Source organism: uncultured Nitratireductor sp. (genome assembly GCF_913053745.1).
Taxonomy (GTDB): Bacteria; Pseudomonadota; Alphaproteobacteria; order Rhizobiales; family Rhizobiaceae; genus Nitratireductor.
In genome coordinates this window covers 1-21,328 of the sequence record NZ_CAJXGF010000078.1, presented here as the reverse complement: position 1 = coordinate 21,328, position 21,328 = coordinate 1, and the positions used below count along the sequence as shown (strand labels likewise).

The 21,328-nt window shown below is 61.0% G+C and carries 20 protein-coding genes; 9 read left to right on the top strand and 11 right to left on the bottom strand.

Features of this window, described 5'->3' with window-relative positions; translation table 11 throughout:
• Nucleotides 1–798 (top strand): SRPBCC family protein (locus QZ638_RS13695; RefSeq protein ID WP_295811406.1); only part of this gene is annotated, 798 nt, incomplete at its 5' end.
• A gap of 120 nt (nucleotides 799–918) precedes the next feature.
• Here the strand turns inward: QZ638_RS13695 and QZ638_RS13690 are convergent.
• Together QZ638_RS13690 and QZ638_RS13685 are read right to left on the bottom strand one after the other, a co-directional pair.
• Nucleotides 919–1,602, bottom strand: coding sequence for an AIM24 family protein (locus QZ638_RS13690; protein ID WP_295811404.1), 684 nt, complete (start codon nucleotides 1,600–1,602; stop codon nucleotides 919–921).
• A 1-nt stretch (nucleotide 1,603) separates the two neighbouring features.
• Entirely contained in the window at nucleotides 1,604–2,413 is an 810-nt protein-coding gene (locus QZ638_RS13685) for a DUF4239 domain-containing protein (RefSeq protein WP_295811402.1), read from the bottom strand.
• 45 nt (nucleotides 2,414–2,458) lie between these two features.
• Between QZ638_RS13685 and QZ638_RS13680 the strand changes: the two genes are divergently transcribed.
• On the top strand, nucleotides 2,459–3,424 hold the full coding sequence (locus QZ638_RS13680; protein ID WP_295811411.1) for a TAXI family TRAP transporter solute-binding subunit: 966 nt from the start codon (nucleotides 2,459–2,461) through the stop codon (nucleotides 3,422–3,424).
• 19 nt (nucleotides 3,425–3,443) lie between these two features.
• Here QZ638_RS13680 and queF read toward each other — a convergent pair whose 3' ends face one another.
• From queF to QZ638_RS13645, 7 genes are all read right to left on the bottom strand, one after another.
• The gene (gene queF, locus QZ638_RS13675; RefSeq protein WP_295811400.1) at nucleotides 3,444–3,911 is read right to left on the bottom strand and encodes a preQ(1) synthase; all 468 of its coding nucleotides are present in this window, start codon (nucleotides 3,909–3,911) and stop codon (nucleotides 3,444–3,446) included.
• A gap of 15 nt (nucleotides 3,912–3,926) precedes the next feature.
• A complete protein-coding gene (gene queE, locus QZ638_RS13670) occupies nucleotides 3,927–4,646 on the bottom strand; it encodes a 7-carboxy-7-deazaguanine synthase QueE (RefSeq protein ID WP_295811398.1) in 720 nt (239 codons plus the stop codon).
• Nucleotides 4,643–4,999 carry a 6-carboxytetrahydropterin synthase QueD gene (queD, locus tag QZ638_RS13665; protein WP_295811395.1) on the bottom strand — a complete coding sequence of 119 codons (357 nt, stop codon included), beginning with the start codon at nucleotides 4,997–4,999 and terminating at the stop codon, nucleotides 4,643–4,645. The genes queE and queD overlap by 4 nt, the downstream gene beginning before the upstream one ends.
• Nucleotides 4,992–5,705, bottom strand: a complete 714-nt coding sequence (gene queC / locus QZ638_RS13660; protein WP_295811391.1) for a 7-cyano-7-deazaguanine synthase QueC — start codon at nucleotides 5,703–5,705, stop codon at nucleotides 4,992–4,994. Before queC ends, queD begins: the two co-directional genes overlap by 8 nt.
• Before the next feature lie 137 nt (nucleotides 5,706–5,842).
• The gene (locus tag QZ638_RS13655; protein WP_295811389.1) at nucleotides 5,843–6,940 is read right to left on the bottom strand and encodes a Xaa-Pro peptidase family protein; all 1,098 of its coding nucleotides are present in this window, start codon (nucleotides 6,938–6,940) and stop codon (nucleotides 5,843–5,845) included.
• 85 nt (nucleotides 6,941–7,025) lie between these two features.
• Nucleotides 7,026–8,612, bottom strand: a complete 1,587-nt coding sequence (locus QZ638_RS13650; protein ID WP_295811386.1) for an ABC transporter substrate-binding protein — start codon at nucleotides 8,610–8,612, stop codon at nucleotides 7,026–7,028.
• Nucleotides 8,613–8,633: 21 nt separating this feature from the next.
• The gene (locus tag QZ638_RS13645; protein WP_295811383.1) at nucleotides 8,634–9,299 is read right to left on the bottom strand and encodes a cupin domain-containing protein; all 666 of its coding nucleotides are present in this window, start codon (nucleotides 9,297–9,299) and stop codon (nucleotides 8,634–8,636) included.
• A gap of 277 nt (nucleotides 9,300–9,576) precedes the next feature.
• Here QZ638_RS13645 and QZ638_RS13640 point away from each other — a divergent pair, with 277 nt between their 5' ends.
• The 5 genes from QZ638_RS13640 to QZ638_RS13620 are packed head-to-tail and all read left to right on the top strand — an operon-like array spanning nucleotide 9,577 to nucleotide 13,608.
• The gene (locus tag QZ638_RS13640) at nucleotides 9,577–10,608 is read left to right on the top strand and encodes an ABC transporter permease (RefSeq protein WP_255606368.1); all 1,032 of its coding nucleotides are present in this window, start codon (nucleotides 9,577–9,579) and stop codon (nucleotides 10,606–10,608) included.
• Nucleotides 10,605–11,501 carry an ABC transporter permease gene (locus QZ638_RS13635; RefSeq protein WP_295811381.1) on the top strand — a complete coding sequence of 299 codons (897 nt, stop codon included), beginning with the start codon at nucleotides 10,605–10,607 and terminating at the stop codon, nucleotides 11,499–11,501. Before QZ638_RS13640 ends, QZ638_RS13635 begins: the two co-directional genes overlap by 4 nt.
• A complete protein-coding gene (locus QZ638_RS13630) occupies nucleotides 11,498–12,343 on the top strand; it encodes an ABC transporter ATP-binding protein (RefSeq protein ID WP_295811378.1) in 846 nt (281 codons plus the stop codon). The genes QZ638_RS13635 and QZ638_RS13630 overlap by 4 nt, the downstream gene beginning before the upstream one ends.
• A complete protein-coding gene (locus QZ638_RS13625) occupies nucleotides 12,340–13,092 on the top strand; it encodes an ABC transporter ATP-binding protein (protein WP_295811376.1) in 753 nt (250 codons plus the stop codon). Before QZ638_RS13630 ends, QZ638_RS13625 begins: the two co-directional genes overlap by 4 nt.
• A 12-nt stretch (nucleotides 13,093–13,104) precedes the next feature.
• Nucleotides 13,105–13,608, top strand: a complete 504-nt coding sequence (locus tag QZ638_RS13620; RefSeq protein WP_295811372.1) for a GAF domain-containing protein — start codon at nucleotides 13,105–13,107, stop codon at nucleotides 13,606–13,608.
• 3 nt (nucleotides 13,609–13,611) lie between these two features.
• On the opposite strand, the gene QZ638_RS13615 is transcribed toward QZ638_RS13620, so the two are convergent.
• Nucleotides 13,612–15,543, bottom strand: coding sequence for a family 20 glycosylhydrolase (locus QZ638_RS13615; RefSeq protein WP_295811370.1), 1,932 nt, complete (start codon nucleotides 15,541–15,543; stop codon nucleotides 13,612–13,614).
• A gap of 41 nt (nucleotides 15,544–15,584) precedes the next feature.
• Nucleotides 15,585–18,941 carry an ATP-binding protein gene (locus tag QZ638_RS13610; RefSeq protein ID WP_295811369.1) on the bottom strand — a complete coding sequence of 1,119 codons (3,357 nt, stop codon included), beginning with the start codon at nucleotides 18,939–18,941 and terminating at the stop codon, nucleotides 15,585–15,587.
• 261 nt (nucleotides 18,942–19,202) lie between these two features.
• Between QZ638_RS13610 and QZ638_RS13605 the strand changes: the two genes are divergently transcribed.
• On the top strand, nucleotides 19,203–20,861 hold the full coding sequence (locus tag QZ638_RS13605; RefSeq protein WP_295811366.1) for an ABC transporter substrate-binding protein: 1,659 nt from the start codon (nucleotides 19,203–19,205) through the stop codon (nucleotides 20,859–20,861).
• 157 nt (nucleotides 20,862–21,018) lie between these two features.
• Nucleotides 21,019–21,328, top strand: a 310-nt coding sequence (locus QZ638_RS13600) for an ABC transporter permease (RefSeq protein ID WP_295811363.1), incomplete at its 3' end; no start/stop codon positions are given.

Here is a 21,328-nt window from a genome sequence, read left to right as displayed (position 1 = left end):
CCCGCCGCACGGGCGGTCTGGGCGGCGCCCACGCCTTCCGTCAGTGTGGAGTTTCTGGAGGCCGACACCAGAGTGGGTGGGCGCGAAGTCTCGCTGTGCAAGGTCGAGGGACAGCCGGACATTCGCTGTGAATGTGGCTGGCTTGAATTGGAGCCTGCACTGCGTAGCGTGAACTATGAGGTGATCTCGTCGGGGGGCGTGACGCAGTCGGCAGCTCTGGTAACGGCCGATTTTTCAGGCACAGACGACCGTAGCCGATTGGTCTTGACCGTGCAGCTTTCGTCCTCACAGACCGAGAATATGGAAGCCGGTTACAGACAGGGCTTCGATGCAGGATTGGACAATCTCGCCGGAGTTGCCGGGAGGACCATGGTGCTGCAGCGGGTGATACAAGCTCCACGAACCATGGTCTGGCGCAACTGGATGAACGCCGAGACGCTACCGCAATGGTGGGGTCCGGATGGCTTTTCCTGCCGCACGAAGAGGATCGACCTGCAAACGGGTGGCGAATGGCTGTTCGATATGATTGCCCCTGACGGCACGGTCTTTCCAAACCATCATCTTTATACCGAGATCCAGCCCGAGGAGAGGATCGCTTATACCCTGCTTGGGGGAGAGAATGGGCCCAAGCATGCCGACGCCTGGGCCTCATTCGAGGATCAGGACGGAGCCACGAACGTGACGTTGGGCATGGTGTTCAGCACAGAGGCGGAGTTTCAGGAAGCGAAAGGTTTCGGTGCAATCGAGCTGGGTCTGCAAACTCTCGGCAAACTGGAACGTTTCGTCACATCCAGATAAGGTCCGGCAGGGCTCTACGCTGTTGCGCATTGTCTGGGATGGCGAGAGATGACGGGAGCACAAGGCGTGGCGGGGAGAAGCGGGAAAGCCCCCGCTTCTCTTCAAGCAAAGGCGCTAATATCATTCGAACAAGGAGCCCCTGATGCTTCTGCCTTCCGTCATTCGACTGTGGAGATATTCGTTCCAGTAAGGTGTCCAGGAAACGAGGGCCTTGCCGGTCCCTTCATAAACCCTGAAGCGCTGCTGGCCGGAGATGAAGTTCCTCGGAAATCGTGCAGACCTGATCGAATTGAACTTCAATCCGGATGTCCTGCCAAGGACCAGACGTCCCTGAACCTTGAGTTCGCCGTTCTCGACCCTTACTTCTTCGACCGGACCTGGCGCGTTGATGACGGCTTTTCCGACGCCGCTCAGTGTGGTCTTCCAGGAAAACAATCCGTCGCCGGCCCAGAGGCTGGCGAGGAGCGGGTCCCGGGTCAAACCGAGCTGGATCGAACCCTCGCTCGCCCAGTATTCGCCTGGCTCCAATATCCATCGGTCTTCGGGAAGCACATCGAATACGTGGAAGCCAGCCAAAGAGGGTTGCAGATGAATCGTTCCGGTTCCGGAGTAATAGGGTCGGATGCGCGACTCGCTCGTGAAGATGTTGCGAAAGACCTCGCGCGGCGGCGGCAGCCGCGGTGTGAAAGCGATTTTGCCGGAAAGATTCGACAGTGCTCCTTTCGCGGCGCGAATCGTCTCGTCACTGAGTTCGATGCATATCTGGCGCATGCCCTCGATGTTCCGCACTTCAAACCGCGCCATTTCAGAACCTCTCGCTGAGTGGTTCGTCCCACACCATCGATCTGCTCCAAAGGAGCACAAAAGGTTCCGGTTTCAGGGCCGCCTCGCCGCGCAGAGGCCGGTCGAGTATCGTAATCACGAAGAGGATCACTGCCAGGAACAAGGCGGTTACGCTTCCCAGCACAATGTGCTGCCGCACCCTGATGCGCAGTATCGTCATCAAAAGAGTGCTTGTCCCCGCGCCAATCAGCACTGCATCCCAAAGAATGTTCGGGATCGCCGTTACCACGCCAGCCAATCTCCTCTGCCGGGAATCCGAAAACTCCTGAAAGGATGAGATGACTTCCGTGTGGACAATCTCCTCGGGTCTGGTTTGGGGTTCGAATTCCGCCAAGTGCCTGCGAATAGCCTCCGCACGATTGTAACCGCCGTTAAGGATCCGGCCCTTTCTGTGTGCCGGCCACTCCTTGTGGACCGTGTAAAGAACATAATCCCGAATGCTCCATTTCGCGTCGCTGCGGAATGGCTCGGGATATATGTTGAGTTGGGAATACAGTGATCCCAATGAGGTGGCCTCGTTGAGGATGCTCTCTTTCACCCGTTCGGAATTCTCGTACGCTGCCACTGTAAGGAGACCGAGCAACAGCCCGTAGAACAAGCTGAAGCCAGAAGTGACATAGTCTATCGATTCATTGAAGTCGGGTCCGGAGCCGAGAAGCAAGCGTACAAGAGGTTTGCCGATGAATATTCCAACGCCGACTGCAGAAAGTGTCGATATGATAAATACTATAGCCAACGTCGCTGTTGGTATGTCATAAATAAAGTCAGGCATGGAGTATCCTCTCCTGAAATTGTGGAGACGATACAGTTGGTAGAGATGATGGCAAATCACTTCTTCAAGGATATTGCTTTTTTTGTATTCAAATTCCTTTTTTTCTTAACCCCGGTTTCTGCTGAAGAGGTTCGGCTGTTCAGTATCGGTTCCGGAGATATCTCGGGTAACTATTATTCGGTTGCCCGGGCGATCTGCGATGCGTTCAATGACTATGACGATACACGCCGAAGGTGCAGTCCCGAGCCGACCGCCGGGTCGATCTACAACCTGAAGATGCTGGAGAGCGGCGAGCTCGATTTCGTGCTGGTGCAATCCGACTGGCAAAAGGCCGCGTATGAGGGAAGCAAGCCCTTCACCGATGCGGCCGCGATGGACGATCTGAGAACGGTGATGTGGCTTTATCCGGAGACGGTCACGGTCATCGCGGCTCCCGCGTCCGGAATCCGAACGGGGTCCGACCTTGCCGGCAAGGTCGTGGATATCGGTCTTCCGGCATCGGGACGCAACGCGACGTTTCAATCCCTGATGGAACGGTTCGGCATAAATGAAGACGTTTTCGGCGAACTGAGACAATTGGAGCCGTCGGATTCGATCAAAGATCTCTGCTCTGGAAAGATCGACGCCGCGATCTTCGTGGTCGGGCACCCGAACCGGCTGGTAAGCCAGGCGCTGAATGCCTGCAATGCGAGTATCGCCGATTTTTCGGGACCGAGAATTCAACGGGTCCTCTCTCGCAGTGCCGACTACCAAAAGTCCATTATTGATCGGGACATCTACGGCCCCCTGAGTGAGAATGTCGAGACCGTCTCGGTGATGGCAACCCTTGTGACACGTGGCTCTATGGATTCAGCACTGGTGTCGGACTTGGTCGCAGCGATCAGAAAAGACGTCGGGAGACTTAAAGCCGCTCTGCCGGTGCTCGGAGCGCTCGATGAATATCTCGACAAACCAGCAGGCATGGTCGTTCCGATGCACCCTGGTGCTATTGCGGAAAGGCAACAGGAATAAGGACAGTCCGCACCATGCGTTAGCCCCGCCCGCGATAGGGCGGGACGCCCTGATCGGGGATCCACACGCCCTTTGGCGGCTCGCCGGTCTGGTAGAACACGTCGATGGGCATGCCGCCGCGCGGATACCAGTAGCCGCCGATGCGCAACCAGTGAGGCTCCAAAAGGTCGCAGAGGCGGCGGCCGATGGAGACGGTGCAGTCTTCGTGAAACGCGCCGTGATTGCGAAACGCGCCGAGATAGAGCTTTAGTGACTTGCTCTCCACCAGCCAGCCGGCCGGCACGTAGTCGATCACCAGATGGGCGAAATCCGGCTGGCCCGTGAGCGGGCAGAGCGACGTGAATTCCGGCGCGGTGAAGCGCACGGCGTAGAGCACATCCTCCTGCGGGTTGGGCACGCGTTCGAGCACGGCTTCTTCGGGCGATCCGGGCAATTCGGTCTTGCCGCCCAAAAGGGTCAGATTGTCGTAGATGGTCTTGTCGGTCATTGCGGTCTCTTCCTTTCAGACGCCGCGCCGGTTGCCCCACAGGAACACGTGGAGCTGCGGCAGGATGTGAGGGGAGAACCAGCGGTCGGCCACGGTGCGGTCCACCAGCCAGCGCATGCGCTCCAGAATGCCCTCCATGTCGATGGCGGCATCCTCGGCCTCGGGCGGCGGCGGGGTGTGGTTGCCCGGCTGGAGATAAAGGGGCAGGGCGGGATAGCGCTCAGCCGCATCCTTCGCCCAGCGATAATCGGTCTCGTCGAAGATGACGATCTTCAACGCCATGGGCGCATTGCCGGCGGCGGTGACGCAGGCGTCGAAACGCTCCCAGTCCACCGTCTCGCCGGAGGACGGCGGTTTGGGGCTCAAAACCAGCATGGCCAGCTTTGCGAACCAGTCGCGCGCGATGGAGCCCTGCGTTTCGAGCGCGAAGCGATAGCCCTCGGCGCGGCCCGTATCGATCAGCCGTTCGAAGGGCTGGATCGCCGGGTTGCCGCCCGACAGCGAGACCATGACGGGCGCGCCGCCGGAGAGCTCCCTTATGCGGTCCAGCACGTCGCGGCTCTGCATGGGCAGCCAGTCGTGACGATGGGCACTGTCGACGGCGTGGAGGCTGTCGCACCAGTGGCAGCGATAGTCGCAGCCACCGGCGCGCACGAACACGGTCGGCATGCCGATCAATGCGCCTTCGCCCTGGATGGTTGGGCCGAAAATCTCGGCGATGCGCAGCGTGCTCATGGCCGGTATTCCGCCCAGGTTTTTGGTGTCTCGCTCACGCGCACCGCCGACACCTCGCTCCAGCGTGTCCGGCACCAGTCGAAGAGCGTTTTGGCCAGAAACTCGGCGGTGACGCCATCATGGCCGAACACTTCGTTCAGATGCCGGTGGTCGAGCGTGTCGTCGATATGGTCTTTCAGAGGCTTGAGCTCGCGGTAGTCGCGGACGAAGCCGTGATTGTCGAGCCGCTCTCCGGCCAGTTCCACCACCACGATGTAATTGTGCCCGTGCAGCCGCGCGCAGGGGTGGTCGTCCGGCAGGTTCGCCAGGCGGTGGGAGGCGGAGAAGTGAAACTCCTTGCTGACCCTATACATGGTCTACCTCCCCGGTTGTCTGCCCGGTGGCAGCAAGCCAGAAATCCGGATCGTCATAGAGTGTGGGGTCTGGGACGCCGGCCTCGTGGAAGGCCTCGCGCCGCTCCACGCAGGTGCCGCAGCGCCCGCAATGGTTTTCGCCGCCCTTGTAGCAGGACCAGGTTTCGGCAAACGGCGCTTCGGCGCGCGCGCCTTCGCGCACGATGTCGCCCTTGGTGCCGTTCACGAAGGGCGTGTAAAGGCTGACCGCGCCCATGCCTTCGAGCGCGGCATCCTGCATGGCCTGAAACGCATCGATGAAGCCCGGCCGGCAATCGGGATAGATGAAGTGGTCGCCGCCATGAACGGCGGCGGCCACGGCATCGGCCCCGCGCGCTGCGGCGATGCCGAAGGCGATGGCGAGCATGATGGCGTTGCGGTTGGGCACCACCGTCACGCGCATGGTCTCCTCGGCATAGTGACCGTCCGGCACGTCGATGGCGTCGGTTAGAGCCGATCCGGAGAGATGCCGACCGATGGCGGAGATGTCGAGAAGGTCGTGAGGGACGCCGAGCCGGGCGGCGGCCTTCGCCGCAAAATCCAACTCCTTGCGATGTCTCTGGCCGTAATCGAAGGAGATCAGGCCAATAAGGGTTCGTTCCCGCGCCACCTTGTGGGCAAGGGAAACGGAATCGAGTCCGCCTGAGCAGACGACGAGCGTTTTCATGATCGGGTTCCTTGTTTTAATGACCGGGTAGGCTGCGACCGGTGCCGGAATTCTCCGGCGGCTGGAGGCGTATCAGACCTTCAGCTCAAAGAAAAGCGGCGATCGGTTTCCCGACCGCCGCCCGGTTTTGTGAGCCTTTATCCGCGCAGCTGCGCGGTGCGCGGCAGGTCGGAGAGGATCTCCGCACCGTCGGCGCGCATGATGACGATCTCTTCCAGCCTGAGGCCGAACTTGCCGGTCAGATAGATGCCGGGCTCGATGGAGAACACCATGCCTTCGTCCAGAACCGTCTCGGAGGTGGCGGTCATGTAGGGCGGCTCGTGAATGTCGATGCCGAGCCCGTGGCCGGTGCGGTGGGGGAAAAAGTCGCCATAACCGGCCTCGGTGATCACGTCGCGCGCGGCCTTGTCGATGGCCTTTGCGGTAGCGCCGGGCTTGGCTGCATTCAGCGCTGCGGTGACCGCCCGCTCCACGATGGCATGGACCTTTTCAAACTCCGCATCGGGCTTTCCGAAATAACCAACGCGCGTCATGTCGGATGGATAGCCGCCAAGACGCCCACCCGTGTCGATCAGCACCGCGTCGCCTTCCTTCAGCTTCGTGTCGCCGGTGTGGTGATGCGGAAAGGCGCCGTTGCCGGCAAAGCAGACGCTGGTGAACACCGGCACCGCACCTGCCGCCTTGTAGACGTCGCGGATGGCTGCGGCCACTTCCAACTCGGTGACACCAGATTTCAGCGCATCGAAACCGGCCATGGCGGCCCTGTCGTTGAGCACCGCGCTCGCTTTCAGGCGCTTGTATTCGTCTTCGTCCTTGCGGGCGCGCAGATGGCCGACCGTGTCGTCGGTGAAGCGGCGCTTCGCGCCCGGCAACGCGTCGAGCAGAAGAAGCGCGAAATCGGCACGCATTGTCTCGTCGATCACGACGCTGGGAGCATCCGGCAGGTTCGATGCCGTGAGGAGTTCCGCAAGGGCGGCGTCCGGGCCGTCATCGTCGCGCCAGGGGAAAAACGGCAGGTCGGTCTTCTGGCGCGAACTGTCGACATTGAGCGCCGGCATCAGGAAGCCGGCATGATCCTTCGAGACCAGCAACATGACGGGGCGTTCATCGCCATGCGGATCGAGGCCGGCCACGTAGATCATGTGGCTCGACGGGCCGATGGCCACCAGATCGGTGCCGGTTTCGCTCATGCGCTGGCGCAGGGCCTCAAGCCGCCGGGCGGAGGTGTTGGACATCAAGAAACTCCTGAAGGGAATGGCGCAATGGATATGGAAAGAGGCCGCCCCGGCTGGCGGGACGGCCTGAAACGGCAGGGCTGCGTCAGTCTTTCGTGACGAGCCGGTAGTAGACGAAGTCAGAGGTGGCGCCGTTGACGTAGCCATTCACCTTCTCGTCCATGGCGACCTGATAGGCGGCCTGGAACATGATAACGATCGGCGATTTGGCCTGCACGTCTTTCTGCAGATCGACATACATCCCGTTGCGCTTGTCGGCGTCGGATTCGGCGAGCGCCGCGGCCGTGCGATCGTTCATCTCCGCCGGCACGGCCCAGGCGTTCCGCCATGTGGTGGTGGCCTGGTAGTTGTCGTCGGAATTGTCGCGGTTATAGGCGAAGGCCTTCGCGTTGGAGTGCGGGTCCATGAAATCCGGACCCCAGTAGAGCAGCATCGCCTCGTGGCTGCGCTCGCGATACTTGGTGATCACCTGCGAGCCCGTGCCGGGGATGATGTCGAAATTGATGCCGGCTTCCGCGAAGCTCGCCTGCAGCGACTGCGCCATGTCGGTGAACGGCGTCGAGTTGATGACGTCGAGCGTCACGTTGATCGGCGTTTCCACACCGGCATCGGCAAGGATCTGCTTTGCCTTTTCCGGGTCGTAAGTGTAGGGCGTCTCGTCATAGGAGCCGGGGAAGCCCTTCGGCCAGAAGGCCTGATGGATCTCCATCTGTCCCTTGAGGAAACTCTCGGTCATGCCCTCATAATTGACGAGGTAGCGCGCGGCTTCCCAAAGCGCCTCCGGCTGCAGCGCTTCGGTCTTCTGGTTGAAGGAAACGAAATGCACGGCGGCCTGCGGGTAGGTCTCGACCTTGATGTTGTCGGCGCTGATGCCGTTGATCTGGTCCGGCGTCAGGTTGCGGGCCATGTCCACGTCGCCCGACTGCAGGAGAAGCTGCTGGGTCGCTGCTTCCGCGACATGACGGATGATGACGTTCTCGACCTTCGGCGCACCCTTGAAGTAGTCGGCATTGGCGCCCATGCGCACCAACTCGCCGGGGCGATAGGCGGTCAGCTGGAACGGGCCGGAACCGGCCGAGTTCGCGTTGAGCCATTTGTTGCCCATGTCGCCGTCTTCTTCATGCTCCATGACCGTCTTTTCATCGACGATGGAAGCCGGGCGGGCGGCCAGAACGTTGAGCACGAAGGCAGGCGAGAAGTCGCCCTCATATTTCACGACAACCTTGTTGCCGTCGACGGTGACCATCTGGTCCACATTCTCCGCCGTCCAGCCGAGCTGGGCGAGAATGAAGGCCGGCGTCAGGTTCAGCTTGATGACGCGGGCAAAGGAAAACGCCACGTCTTCTGCGCGCACCGGATTGCCCGAATGGAAGGTTGCGCCGTCGCGCATGGTGAAGGTGATGGTCTTCGCATCTGCGTCTGCTTCCCACTCGGCGGCAAGGCCGGGGGCAAGAACCGTCGGGTCCTCGGCATCGTACTGAACGAGACGGTCATAGATGTTGGTGACCAGTTCGCCCGACGAGAACTCGTAGGCCTGTGCCGGGTCGATGGCGACGATGTCGTCGATGTTCTGCGCGACGACCAGAACGTTGTCCGGCGTGGCTGCGAGCACATGCTGCGAAAGCGGCATGCTGAGAGCGGCGGCGAGAAGGGCTGCCTTGAAGAGTTTCATGTTGTTCTCCTCTGTTCTGGATCAGGAATTGTTTTTGGTCGTTCTTGTGGGTTTGCCGGAGGCCTTGTCCGGCGAAACCAGTTCGATGCGATTGTTGGCCTGGCCATTGGCGTCGAACACGGTCAGCGTGCCGGTCCACAAAAGGCGGGCCGGAGTCTCGGTGACGTTCTTCCAGGCATGCGGGGTGTTGCCGCGATAATGCAGGCTGTCGCCGGCCTTCATCACCATTTCCTCGCCGTCGAGATACTGGGTGATGGTGCCTTCGAGAATGTAGATCAGCTCTTCGCCCTCATGGCTCACTGTCTCCGAGGAATAGCCGGGGGGCACCGTCAACACGAAGGAGGAAAGCTGGCTGCCGGGAAACTCCGTCCCGAGCCGCTCATAGATGATAGAGGAGCCGGCAATTGAAAACTGCTGGCGGCTTTCGGCACGGGTCAGCCCGTCCTCGGCGCGGGGCTGGGCGACGAAATAATCGAGCCCGACACCCAGCGCGCGGGCAATACCGGCGAGCGAACCGAGCGTCGGCGTGGCGTTGTCGCGCTCCACCTGGCTCAGATAACCGACGGAGAGGCCGGCCGCCTTGCCGAGCTGTTGCAGGGTGAGGCCGAGCTGCCGGCGGCGGGCGCGGATCAGCACACCGATTCTGGTGTCGACATCGGGTGTGGCGCGGGCCGGCTGCGTGCTCAAAGATTTTTCCCCCACAAAAATTTTTTTGATGTAACCAGATTTTTTTGTATGATCCAAGCTCTTTTTTGAAGGTTTTGCAGGGCGCGAGACGGGCTTCTCCGCCGCAAAACTGCATGAAATCAGAGTGTTGGCTTCTTGGTGGTGCGCACGCCGGCTTGCAGGTCAGCCAGGGGAGAGGGCGCGCGTTTGGGGCATCCATCGACAATAGCAGCGGCCAGAGAGCGAACAAGCCATGGCGTTTGAACCATCCACCGGGGCCGCCAGTGCGCGTTTAAGCATGCTGGCCGGTCGTGCCTTCGAGGGCGTTGCGAGCGTTCTGCGCTTCGCCATCGTCGTCGCCGGCACATTTCTCGGCCTTCTGGCCATCACCTTCTTCATCGGTCGTGTCGTGCCGATCGATCCCGTGCTCTCGGTCGTCGGCGACCGGGCGACACAGGAGGTCTATGAGGCAGCACGTCAGGCCATGGGGCTCGACCGACCGCTCATCGTGCAGTTCTTCGCCTATGTGGGCGATGTTCTGACGGGCGATCTCGGCATGTCGATCTCCACCGGCCGCCCGGTGGTCGACGATCTGGCGCGCGTCTTTCCTGCAACGCTGGAAATGGCTACCATCGGCATCATCATCGGCGTGGTGCTGGGCGTGCCCATGGGCGTTGTCGCCGCCACGCATCAGGGCAGCTGGATCGACCAGGTGATCCGCGTGCTCGGTCTGCTTGGCTATTCGGTGCCTGCCTTCTGGCTTGGCCTTGTCGGTCTCGCGGTTTTCTATGCGGGGCTTGGCTGGGTTGCCGGTCCGGGCCGCGTCGATATCTTCTATGACGGCCTGCTCGATCCCGTGACCGGACTCTATCTCATCGACAGCGTGATCGCCGGCGAGTGGGACATCTTCTGGAACGCGCTCGACCATCTGATGCTGCCGGCGTCGATCCTCGGCTTCTTCTCGCTGGCCTATATCGCCCGCATGACGCGCTCTTTCATGCTCGACCAGCTCGGGCAGGAATATGTGACGACCGCGCGGGTTAAAGGCGTCTCCGAGCGCCGGGTCATTTGGCGGCATGCGTTCTATCCGATCCGCATCCAGCTCATCACCGTGATCGGCCTGTCCTATGCAGCGCTGCTGGAAGGTTCGGTGATGATCGAGACCGTGTTCTCGTGGCCGGGCATCGGCAATTATCTCACGACCGCGCTTCTGACCGCCGATATGAACGCCGTTCTCGGCGCGACGCTGGTGATTGGCGCCGTCTTCATCATGATCAACAAGATATCCGATGTGCTTTACCGCATTCTCGATCCGAGGGCCCGCCGATGATTGACTGGCTTCTCGACGATTCCCCCACCTCGCGCCTTCAGGCCAATCTGGGTCGCGCCTGGCGCGTCTGGACCGCGCTGTTACGCAATCCGCTTGCCGTTGTCGGCGCGCTGATCGTGCTGGTGCTGGTCGTCATGGCAATCTTCGCACCGCTGATCGCGCCCTACTCCCCCGTTGGACAGGATCTCGCAAACCGCCTCATGCCGCCATCCGCCGAACACTGGATGGGCACGGATGAACTCGGCCGCGATATCTATTCGCGCGTCGTCTACGGTGCGCGTATCACGCTTCTGATCGTCACCATGGTGGCCGTTATCGCCGCTCCCATCGGCCTCGTGGTCGGTGCGGTGTCCGGCTATTTCGGCGGCTGGGTCGACCGCGTCCTAATGGGCGTGACCGATATCTTCCTGTCGATGCCGAAGCTCATTCTGGCGCTTGCCTTCGTGGCAGCACTCGGGCCCGGCATCGAAAACGCCATCATCGCCATCGCCATCACCGCATGGCCGGTCTATGCGCGCATCGCTCGCGCCGAGACGATCACATTCCGGGATTCGGAATTCATCTCGGCGGTCAGGCTTCAAGGCGCTTCGGCGACGCGGGTCATCCTGCGTCACGTTCTGCCGCTCTGCGCGTCCTCGACCATCGTGCGCGTCACGCTCGACATGGCGGGCATCATCCTCACCGCCGCCGGCCTCGGCTTCCTCGGCCTCGGCGCGCAGCCGCCTTTGCCTGAATGGGGCGCGATGATCTCGCGCGGACGCAACTTCATCCTCGATCAGTGGTGGGTCGCCACCATGCCGGGCTTCGCGATCATTCTCGTCAGCCTCGGCTTCTGCTTCCTGGGTGACGGTCTGCGTGACGTGCTCGATCCCAAGCAGGGAGAAAAGCAATGAGCGCACCGCTGCTTGATATCGAGAACCTGACCGTCACCTTCCCGACGTCCAGGGGACCGGTCGACGTGGTGAAGGGCATTTCCTTCTCGCTCGGCCGCGAGCGCCTGGGCATCGTTGGCGAATCCGGTTCCGGAAAGTCGATGACGGGACGCTCCATTCTGCGACTCATCCGCAAGCCGGGCCGCGTGACGGCGGACCGCATGACCTTCGACGGCATCGACCTTCTGTCACAGAGCGAACGGCAGATGCGCGAGCTTCGCGGCGCGCGCATTTCCATGGTGATGCAAGACCCGAAATTTTCGCTCAACCCGGTGATGACCATCGGCGATCAAATCGGCGAAGCGCTGCTCACCCACGGCAAGCTGCCACGCCGCGAGCTGAAGGCGCGGGTGCTTTCCATGCTGGAAGCCGTGCGCATCAATGAGCCGGAGCGGGTGGCGAACCTCTATCCGCACGAGGTTTCGGGCGGCATGGGCCAGCGCGTCATGATCGCCATGATGCTCATCCCCGAGCCCGATCTTCTGATCGCCGACGAGCCGACTTCGGCGCTCGACGTTTCGGTGCAGGCGCAGGTGCTTGACATCATCGACGATCTCGTCACCGGCAAGGGCATGGGGCTGATCCTCATCAGCCACGATCTGAACCTCGTCTCGCGCTATTGCGACCGCATCCTCGTGATGAATAGCGGCGAGATCGTTGAATCGTGCAAGGCGGGCGATCTCAACAAGGCGACGCACGCTTATACCAAGGGGCTTCTTGCGGCCATGCCGCGCATGGACGAAGAGCGCGACGAACTGCCGGTGCTCGACCGCAGCACCTGGACCACGGGAGCGGGCACATGAAGAAGGCCGCCATTCATCTCGAAGACCTGTCGATCAGCTACGGCAAGACGCCGGTGGTGTTCGATGTCGAGTTTTCGGTCGCCGAGGGCGAGAGCTTCGCGCTGGTGGGCGAGTCGGGTTCCGGCAAGTCTACCATCCTGCGCGCGATCAGCGGCCTTGCGCCCGACTGGACCGGCAAGATCTCCGTGCTCGGAAAGCCGCGCGGCCATGCGCCGGATCGGGCGTTCGCAAAAACCTGCCAGATGGTGTTTCAGGATCCGTACGGATCGCTGCATCCGCGCAAGACGGTGGACGACTGCCTTGCCGAACCGCTTGCCGTGCATGGCATTGGTGGACGCGACACGCGCGTGAAGGACATGCTCGACGCGGTCGGTCTCGACCAGCGTTTCCGCTTCCGCTTTCCGCACCAGCTTTCGGGCGGCCAGCGGCAGCGCGTGGCGATTGCCCGTGCGCTGATGCTGGAGCCGCGCGTGATGCTGCTCGACGAGCCCACCTCGGCGCTTGACGTGTCGGTGCAGGCGGAAATCCTCAACCTGTTGAAGAAGCTTCGCCGCGAGCAGGGGCTCACCTATCTGATGGTAACCCACAATCTGCCCGTGGTCTCCTTCCTTTGCGATCGGATGGCGGTCATGCGCCACGGCCGCGTGGTCGAGATCGCCAAGGTCGATGCGCTGAAGACGGGCCGGCTTGCCAATCCCTATTCGCGCGAACTCTACGCCGCCAGTGGCGGCACGCTCCAACCCGCATAACAGAGACTGAAAATGACCGACTACACCGGCCCGCTGGCCGAATTCGACCGTGCGCTTTCGCTCGCCACGACCCCGAATGCTCCCTTCGATGCGCTTTTGGAGCTGACGCGTGCCGTGGTCGGCACGAAGCTGTTCACCTTCATGACCGCCGACATGAAGACGGAAACGGCAAGCCGTTCCTACACCTCGCATCCGGAAGAATATCCCGTCTCCGGCACCAAGCCGATCCACTATGACCGCTGGTTCGAGACCGTGCACAAGAAGCGCGAATGCTTCGTCGCCAACACGCTGGCCGACATCGACACGGTGTTCCCCGACGCCACGCTGATCGGCAAGCTCGGCTGCGGTTCGGTCATCAACCTGCCGGTGGTGCTGGGCGATACGCTGGTCGGCACCGTCAACATGCTCGATGTCGAGCACCACTACACGCCCGAGCGCGTGGCGCTGGCGAAAACGTGGCTTTCGGTGCCGGCAAAGGCCGCCTATCTTGCCAGCAGACAGTTGCAGAGCAGATAGGCGTCAGATCGCCGTGCGGTGTGAAACCGGCATCAGGTCTTGTATCGCCCGGAAACGGTCGAAGTCCTTGCGCCCGCTTGCCGACCATGCGGTCTCCGCCATGGCCGAAATGCGTGGATAGACCAGGTGAGCAAAGAGACCGGGCGTGGCCAAGTTCTCTGACCAGAGGCATGTCTGCACACCGGCCAGCTTGTCTCTGAATTCATCCGGCCAATCGCTGCCCGGCTCGTAATCATAAGTGTCGCGCAGCGTCACCGTCCCAGCCCAACTCGCGCCAGGTTCCCACCATTCGGTCGAGCGAGCCATGTCGAGGTAATAATGCTCGGCTGGCGCCAGAACGACTTGATAGCCCTGCTGGGCTAACGCGCGGCCGCTCTTCGATTCTTTCCATGCGACAAGCAGCGCGCCGTTCACTTCGAGTCCGCCGCCCAGTGCCGCCTCTTCCCACACGGCGATGTCGCGTCCGCGCTCGCGCAGCATCTCCTGCACGCGCTTGAGGAAATAGGATTGCAGCGAGAAGGTTTCGACCTTGCCGAACAGTTTCTCGCCAAGCGTCCGGGCGAGCGGCGATTCCAGCCAAGCACCCTCGGCCACTTCATCCGCACCGGCGTGGATGTAGCGTGCCGGGAAGATGTCCACGAGTGTGTCGAACACATCGCCGAGGAAGGTCCAGGTGGCGTCGACCGCCGGGTTGAGCGCATTGTTCGGGAAATACTGCACCGAGCGGTAGTAGATGCGGTTCTCACCCGGATCGCTGAGCTGGGGCAGCGCGCGCAGCACGCAGTAGCAATGACCGGGAATGTCGATTTCGGGTATGATCTCGATGCCGAGCCCAGTGCCATGGGCGACCAGCGCGCGCATGTCGCCGCCGGTGTAGAACCCGCCGGCGCGTTCGGCCGGTGAGCCCAGAAGCGGGGGGAGCAATTCACCATCGCCGCGGAATGCGGTCCGCTCGGTCAAGGCTGGCCAGCCGGGTATCTCCAAGCGCCAAGCCTCGTCATCGTTGAGGTGAATATGGAAACGGTTGAGTTTGTTCCAGGCGAGACAATCGAGAAAGTCCACCAGATCCTGCATGGAATAAAACTGTCGGGCGACATCGAGATGCGTGCCACGCCAGTCAAATCGGGGCTGATCGCGGATCATGCCCGTTGCAGGCACGATGAACTCGTCGGGGCGCAGACGCGCGCCGCGCAGCATCTGTCCAAGCGTGATAAAGCCATGGCGGAATCCATTCTCATCGCCGGCGCTGAGTGCGATGCCTTCCGCATCGAAAGCGATTTCGTAGGCGCCGCCGTGCAGGGCGGGATCGTCGGCCGTCGCGATCGTATGACCAGTGCCATGCCCAAAAAGCGGCTCTTCGTTGGCGAAGAGGCGGCACGCCAGCGCGCGAACTGCCGAGAACGCCTTTTGCGCGGCGAGCGAAGCTTCGGGGGAAAGCACCAGCGGCGGGGCGGTGTTTCGCCGCCCTGCCACCTCCGCGTCGAAGGGCGCGGGAATGACGGAGAGCGGAGCTGCTCCCTTGGGCAGAGCGGTTTGCTCCAACCTCTCCCAGTCGGGCTCGCCGGGAACACCGTTCCGCGTCATCGGTTCCACTGTCACGGGACAGGTGGTTCCATCCCTGAGGATCAGATGCGCGCTTTTTGGACCGTAGCTATAGTGGCGCAGCACATGGCTGAGCCGGTCGGCGCGAATGGTCCAGCATTCCCCGGCAAGGAGTTGCATGCCTTTTGGTTGCGCAAACACATGATAATTTGAGAGCTGGTCGGTCAGCGTCGCGCCCTCGATCCGGCATTCGGGATGAATACGGAAGAGCGAGGTGGTGGCAAGCTGTGCGCCGCTGATCGGCTCACCCTGATCCAGCTCAAGGGACAGCTCGATCACACCGCGATCCGCGTCCCAATTGGTCAGCAGGCGGCAGGCATGACTGTTCTGCATCGATGTTCCTTCCGAAATATGAATGCTTCGAATGACGGACTTCAAAGCTCGGTGGGGCTGGCGTGATCCTGACGCTGTCGAGGTGAGTTGGCGATCCTCAGATGTTCGCGCAGGCGTATGAGATCGGCGGCCAGCTTTTGTGTGTCGGCTTGTCGGCCGGCGGTTTCCGCCTGCGCGAGCACGAACTCCGCTGAACGGACCACATCGCGCCAGCGTGGATTGAGCGGCAGGGTCTCGATCAAGAGATACTTGTCGAGCGTTCGAGTCTGGAGCGATGTTTTGTCTAGGCTAACGCGCCAAATGCCGCTCTCTTCGGCAAACTCGATGCGCTCCCGGCCGGTCAGTTCCCGCCAGAGGGTGAGGCTGCCTGTCATTACTTGCACGATCAGACTACGGTAGGTTTCATCGGGTGCGGCAAGGGGCTCGACGTGCGTTTCGTTTGCCATCGCGGGCAGCGCGCTGTCGATCGCGCCGCGCACCGAGACGAGCAGATTCTCTGCCTCCAGCGATGCATCACTCAGCACCAGCGCCATGCCGGCTCCTGCCTCCGGCTCGAGTTCGAAGGCATTGATGGTGAACTCGCGGCCGGCAATATGAAGTGTCGCGCTGCTCTCGCCGTCCGTTCGGCACTGGCTGTCGAGCAGGGCTGCAATGTCGCTGGAAAGAAGCAGCGAAAGCGGCGTCGCACGGTCGAGCGGGCGGCCGAAAATCGTTCCGGCAGCACGGTTGGCGTAGGTCACAATCGCCTTGTCGTTGACGCAGATGAGGCCCGCTTCCAGCGCGTCGAGCAGGCGTGCCATGCGGCGTTGCGAAAGACGCAATGCATCTTCCACCTGAATGCGGCGGTCGACCTCGTCGCGCAGATCCCGGTTTTCTTCTGCTCGACTGCGCGCGCGCGAAGCATCGATCAGTGTCGAGATGCGGGTAAGAAGTTCGTCCTTTACAAAGGGCTTCACCACATAGTCATTCGCGCCGGCCTCGAAGCCGGAGATCATGTCACGCGTGCGGCTTCTCGCCGTCACCATGATGATCGGAAGGTCGATGAGTGAAAACTGGCGGCGAAGGGTGCGCGCCACATCCAACCCGGACAAATCATTCATCATCACGTCGAGAACAACCAGGTCCGGCTTATGCTCGCGCACCGCCTCGATGCCGGCACGGCCGTTATCTGCACATATTACGCGATACCCCTGCGGCAGGAGAACGTTACGCAGGACTTGCAGATTGATGGGCTCGTCGTCGACGACCACGATGGTGGGCGCCGTGGTGCCTTCATGCTCGGAGGCCGGAGCCTCGAAGGCGTCGAGCGCGTTGATGGTCTGGTGCAGGCCCCCGGGATATTTGCCGCGCGCCTGCTCCGCAGCATCCGCGCTGGCGGCAGGCAGTTGCAACACGAAGCGCGAACCGCGGCCCAATTCGCTGGTGGCCGTCAAGGTGCCACCGAGCAGAGCGGCGAGGTTGCGGGCAATGGCAAGGCCAAGGCCGGTCCCGCTTTTCTTTTGACTGGCGTCCTCACCATCGGCCTGTTCGAGCGGCTGGAAAATGCGCTCGAGATTCTCCGGCGAGATCCCGCGCCCCGTGTCTTCGACAGCAATCGACACGGTGGCGTTTTCGCCTTCGCCCTCATGCCAGGCCGTTACGTGAATATGCCCGTCGTCTACGTATTTGATGGCATTGCCGATCAGATTGTAGAGAATTTGCTCCAGACGTACCGGATCGGCGATCACGGGTGGTGTGATGTCGGGAATGTCGACCCGAAGGCTCACCGGTTCGCCCGACAGGAGCGGTTCTGACAGAAGCAGGACTTGGCGTACGCCGGTGGCTACGTCGACCGCCTGAATGTCGAGCCGCATGCGCCCTTGCCGGATCCGATAAAGATCGAGCAGGTCGTCGACAAGGCGAGACAGACGATGGGCGGAAAAGGTGATGAGCTGAAGCTGGTTGCGCTGGGCGGGGGCGATTTCGCCGGCGGCACCCGCGGCCAGTGTCTCGGAAATACCGATGATACCGTTGAGCGGCGTTCTGAGTTCATGCGAGGTGTTGGCCAAAAACTGGTCTTTCATGCGGTCGGCCTGTTCCAGCTCGGCATTCTTCTCGCCGATTTCGCGGTTATGGGCCTCCAGCTCCCGGTTTTTTTCGCTGATGAGCTGCAATTGCTCGCGTAAGGCGTCGCGCATACGGGCGACGGAGTGGGAGAGCCGGGCAAATTCTGTCGGCTGATCGAATTTCGGCAGTCGCATGTCCAGCGCGCCGTCAGCCACCGCTTCGGCGGCGCCGGTCACGGATTTCAATGGACGTGTTTGAGAGCGGGCGAGGTAGAAAGACAGAAGCAGGATCAGCGGCAGTGCAAGCGCAGCAAGCACCAGGATCAGATTGCGCAACCGTGTGCTGGCGGCGAAGGCCGAAGCTGCATCTGCATCGACGGTGAACAGCCAGGTTGCGTCCGGCAGGAGAAGATGGGTCCAGGCCGAAAGGGTCGGTGCGCCCAACAGGCCCTTTTCTAGCGTTGTCACGTTGCTCTGCCTGTCCATCGCCGAAGGCAGCGCGACGATGTCGCCGGCATTCAGCGCGGCCGCTGAAGATGCGATCACCGCGCCATGCGAGGATATGAGGTTCAATGTTCCGTTGCCGCCCTCGTGGCCGGCGAGCAGAGCCGCAAGCTTGCTGGCAGGCAGGCGCAGGATCGCGGCGCCGCTCGCCCGTTGATAGAGTTTGACCCTAACGGCGAAATAGGCAGCGAACTGACCGGTGCGTGGATCTTGCATGAAGTCATGGAACACGATCCCTCGATTCTCGGTCGCGCGCAGTGCCGCAAGCGCTTCCGAAAGAGGCGAGGTCTCCTGGGGTAGAAGCTGGCCCAGATAATCGTCCTTGAAGACGGAATAGACCACACGGCCGCGTGCGTTGACGAGATAGACATTGTCGAATTCCGAGCTTTCGACGAACGTCAGATACTCTTCGTGGAACTGACTGTGCGCATTGGCATAAGCCAAGGCCTCACGCAGCAGCCGGTCGAGATTCGGTGCATCCGGTCGTTCCGGCAGGCCTGCGCCAACCTCGAAGAGACCGCGTAATTGTTCGGCCGCTTTTTCTTCTTCGGGCGCCATCTGACCCATCGCATAGCTGAAACCGTAAAAGTCGCCGATGGAGTAACGGGCGATGTTGGTTTGCGCGAGGCTTTCGGCTTGCCGCTTGGCGAATGAGACATATTGTGTGAGCTCGCTCTTCTTCGCATCGCGGGCAAAAGCGAGTTTCTCGAAGGTCTCGCGCGCGATGTTTGCGTTCACCAGCGAGAAGAATGCGACGGCACTGATCGCCAGCGGCACGATCGACACCGCCAGCAAGACCAATAAAAGCCGGGCCTGGAAGCCGGCCGGCAAAATCCTGCGCCACTGCATGAAGTCCTCCCGATCGGCAAGAAGCCGATCAATTGCCGATACGCTAGCGAAACTGCTGAGCTTCGCCAAGTGCAGGCATTCCGCTTATCGGCGAATGCAACGAAACTGACGAAATTTACGAAATAGACGGTGGCATTAAATTGGTTTCATCCAGCAGAATGATTGAACTGTTCGTGCCGATGCGGAATCGCGTCAGGGTGGAGCCTGCGGTGGAACAGCGAGAAGGCGGACAGTCTGCCTGGACATTTGAGGGAGGAAAGCATGAAACGTTCATTGACGGTGAGTGTCGCCGCCGCCGCAGGTCTTCTGCAGATTCAAGCGGTCTCCGCCGAATCCGTTCTGACGGCCCTACCAGTCCAGCGCACCGCCTGGATCGAGAACTACAATCCCTTCAATCAGTCCTCGCGATTGCCTTCCGTCAACGATTTCATCTATGAACCGCTGATTGTCTTCAACACGCTGAAGGCCGGCGAGCCAAACTATCGACTGGCGACGGATTATGCGTATGGAGAAGATCTGAAGAGTCTGACCGTGACGCTGCGCGATGGTGTGACATGGTCCGACGGTGAGGCGTTCACCGCGCAGGACGTGGCTTTCAGCCTGGATCTGGTGAAACAGCACAAAGCACTCGACATCTACGGTCTCGACAAGATTGTCGCCTCCGCCGAGGCGGTGGACGATCAGACCGTTCGTTTTCAGCTCCACGAAGCCAACTCTGGCGCCATCTATTCCATCGTTCGCCTGGCCGTGGTCCCCGAGCATATCTGGAGCGGGATCGAGGATCCGGTGACTTTCACCAATCCAGACCCGGTTGGCACCGGCCCGTTAACGGAAATTCGCCGGTTCACACCGCAGGAATACATTCAGTGCCGCAATGAAAATTACTGGGATGCGGAGACGCTCAAGGTCGATTGCATGCGTTTTCCTCAGATCGCCACCAATGACCAGGCACTCGCTGCCGCCGCGCGCGGCGAACTCGACTGGATGGGGTCTTTCCTGCCCGACATCGAGAAGACTTTCGTCGGAAAAGATCCTGAAAATCACAAATACTGGTTCCCCGCCGGTTCCCTTGTGGCTTTCAACGTGAACATGGAATCCAAGAACGAGGGCAATCGCGAAGCTTTCACCGACGTTGAGTTTCGCCGCGCGATCTCCATGTCCTTCGATCGCGAGGCCATGGTCGATATCGCCGGCTACGGGTACCCGACCATCAACCAGTATCCGTCCGGTCTCGGCCAGGCCTATCATTCCTGGAATAATCCGGAGGTGGACGCGAAGTACGGCAAGTTCACCCGTTATGATGTCGAGGGCGCAAAGGCGCTGCTGGCGGAAGCGGGCTACACGGATACCGATGGCGACGGCAATCTGGAAACACCGAGCGGCAAGAACATCTCCTTCGATATCATGGTGCCGAATGGCTGGACCGATTGGATCAACACCGTGCAACTCGCGGTGGAAGGTCTGACCGCGGTCGGCATCGACGCGCAAGTGGCGACGCCGGAGCATGCCGTGTGGGCGGAAAACCTGATCACCGGCAATTTCGATATGGCGATGAACGCCTATTTCACGGGGGTCACGCCGCACTATCACTTCGATCTCGGCCTGCACTCGCGGCATCAGGGAAAGACCCGATTTGGCGCGACACGCTATTACAACGAGAAACTCGACGATCTTCTCGACGGATTCTTCAAGACCGTGGACGCCGAAAAACAACGCGCCATCATGAACGATGTTCAGATGGAGATCGGTCGCGACATGCCCTACATAGCGGTGTTCAACAATCCGCTCTGGTATCAATACAACACAAAACGCTTCACTGGCTTCTTCAGCGCTGAAAATCCCCAGGCCAAACCGGTCGTTCACGATGAAACGCCAGAGCGCCTCCTGCATCTGCTCTCCCTGCGGCCGATCGAAGATTGATCCGATCTTCGATCGGACTGCATCCTCCCGCCTCCTTCCCGTTCGCGGGAAGGAGGAGCGGGGCGCAAGGGGGCGCGCAGTTTCGCGGGCCTCCAGGCACAAGAAGGCGCCGACCGGCCCGAATGTCGGCGGAAGCGGCGCATAAAAAGGGGGCACTATGCGTTTCATTCTGCGCCGGCTGGCATTTTATCTCGTAGCCTTTCTGGTGGCGGCCACATTCAATTTCCTGATCCCGCGGCTGATGCCGGGGAACCCGGCCGATGTCATGTTGGCCCAGGCCCAGGGTACGATCCCGCCGGAGGCGCGAGAAGCGCTAATGGAGACGTTCGGCTTCATCAACGAGCCGCTCTATCTCCAGTATTTCAAGTATCTAGGCTCGATCTTCACCTGGGATTTCGGTCTTTCGGTCAAATATTACCCAACGCCGGTGTTCGATCTGCTCGCCCGTGCGTTGCCGTGGACGTTGT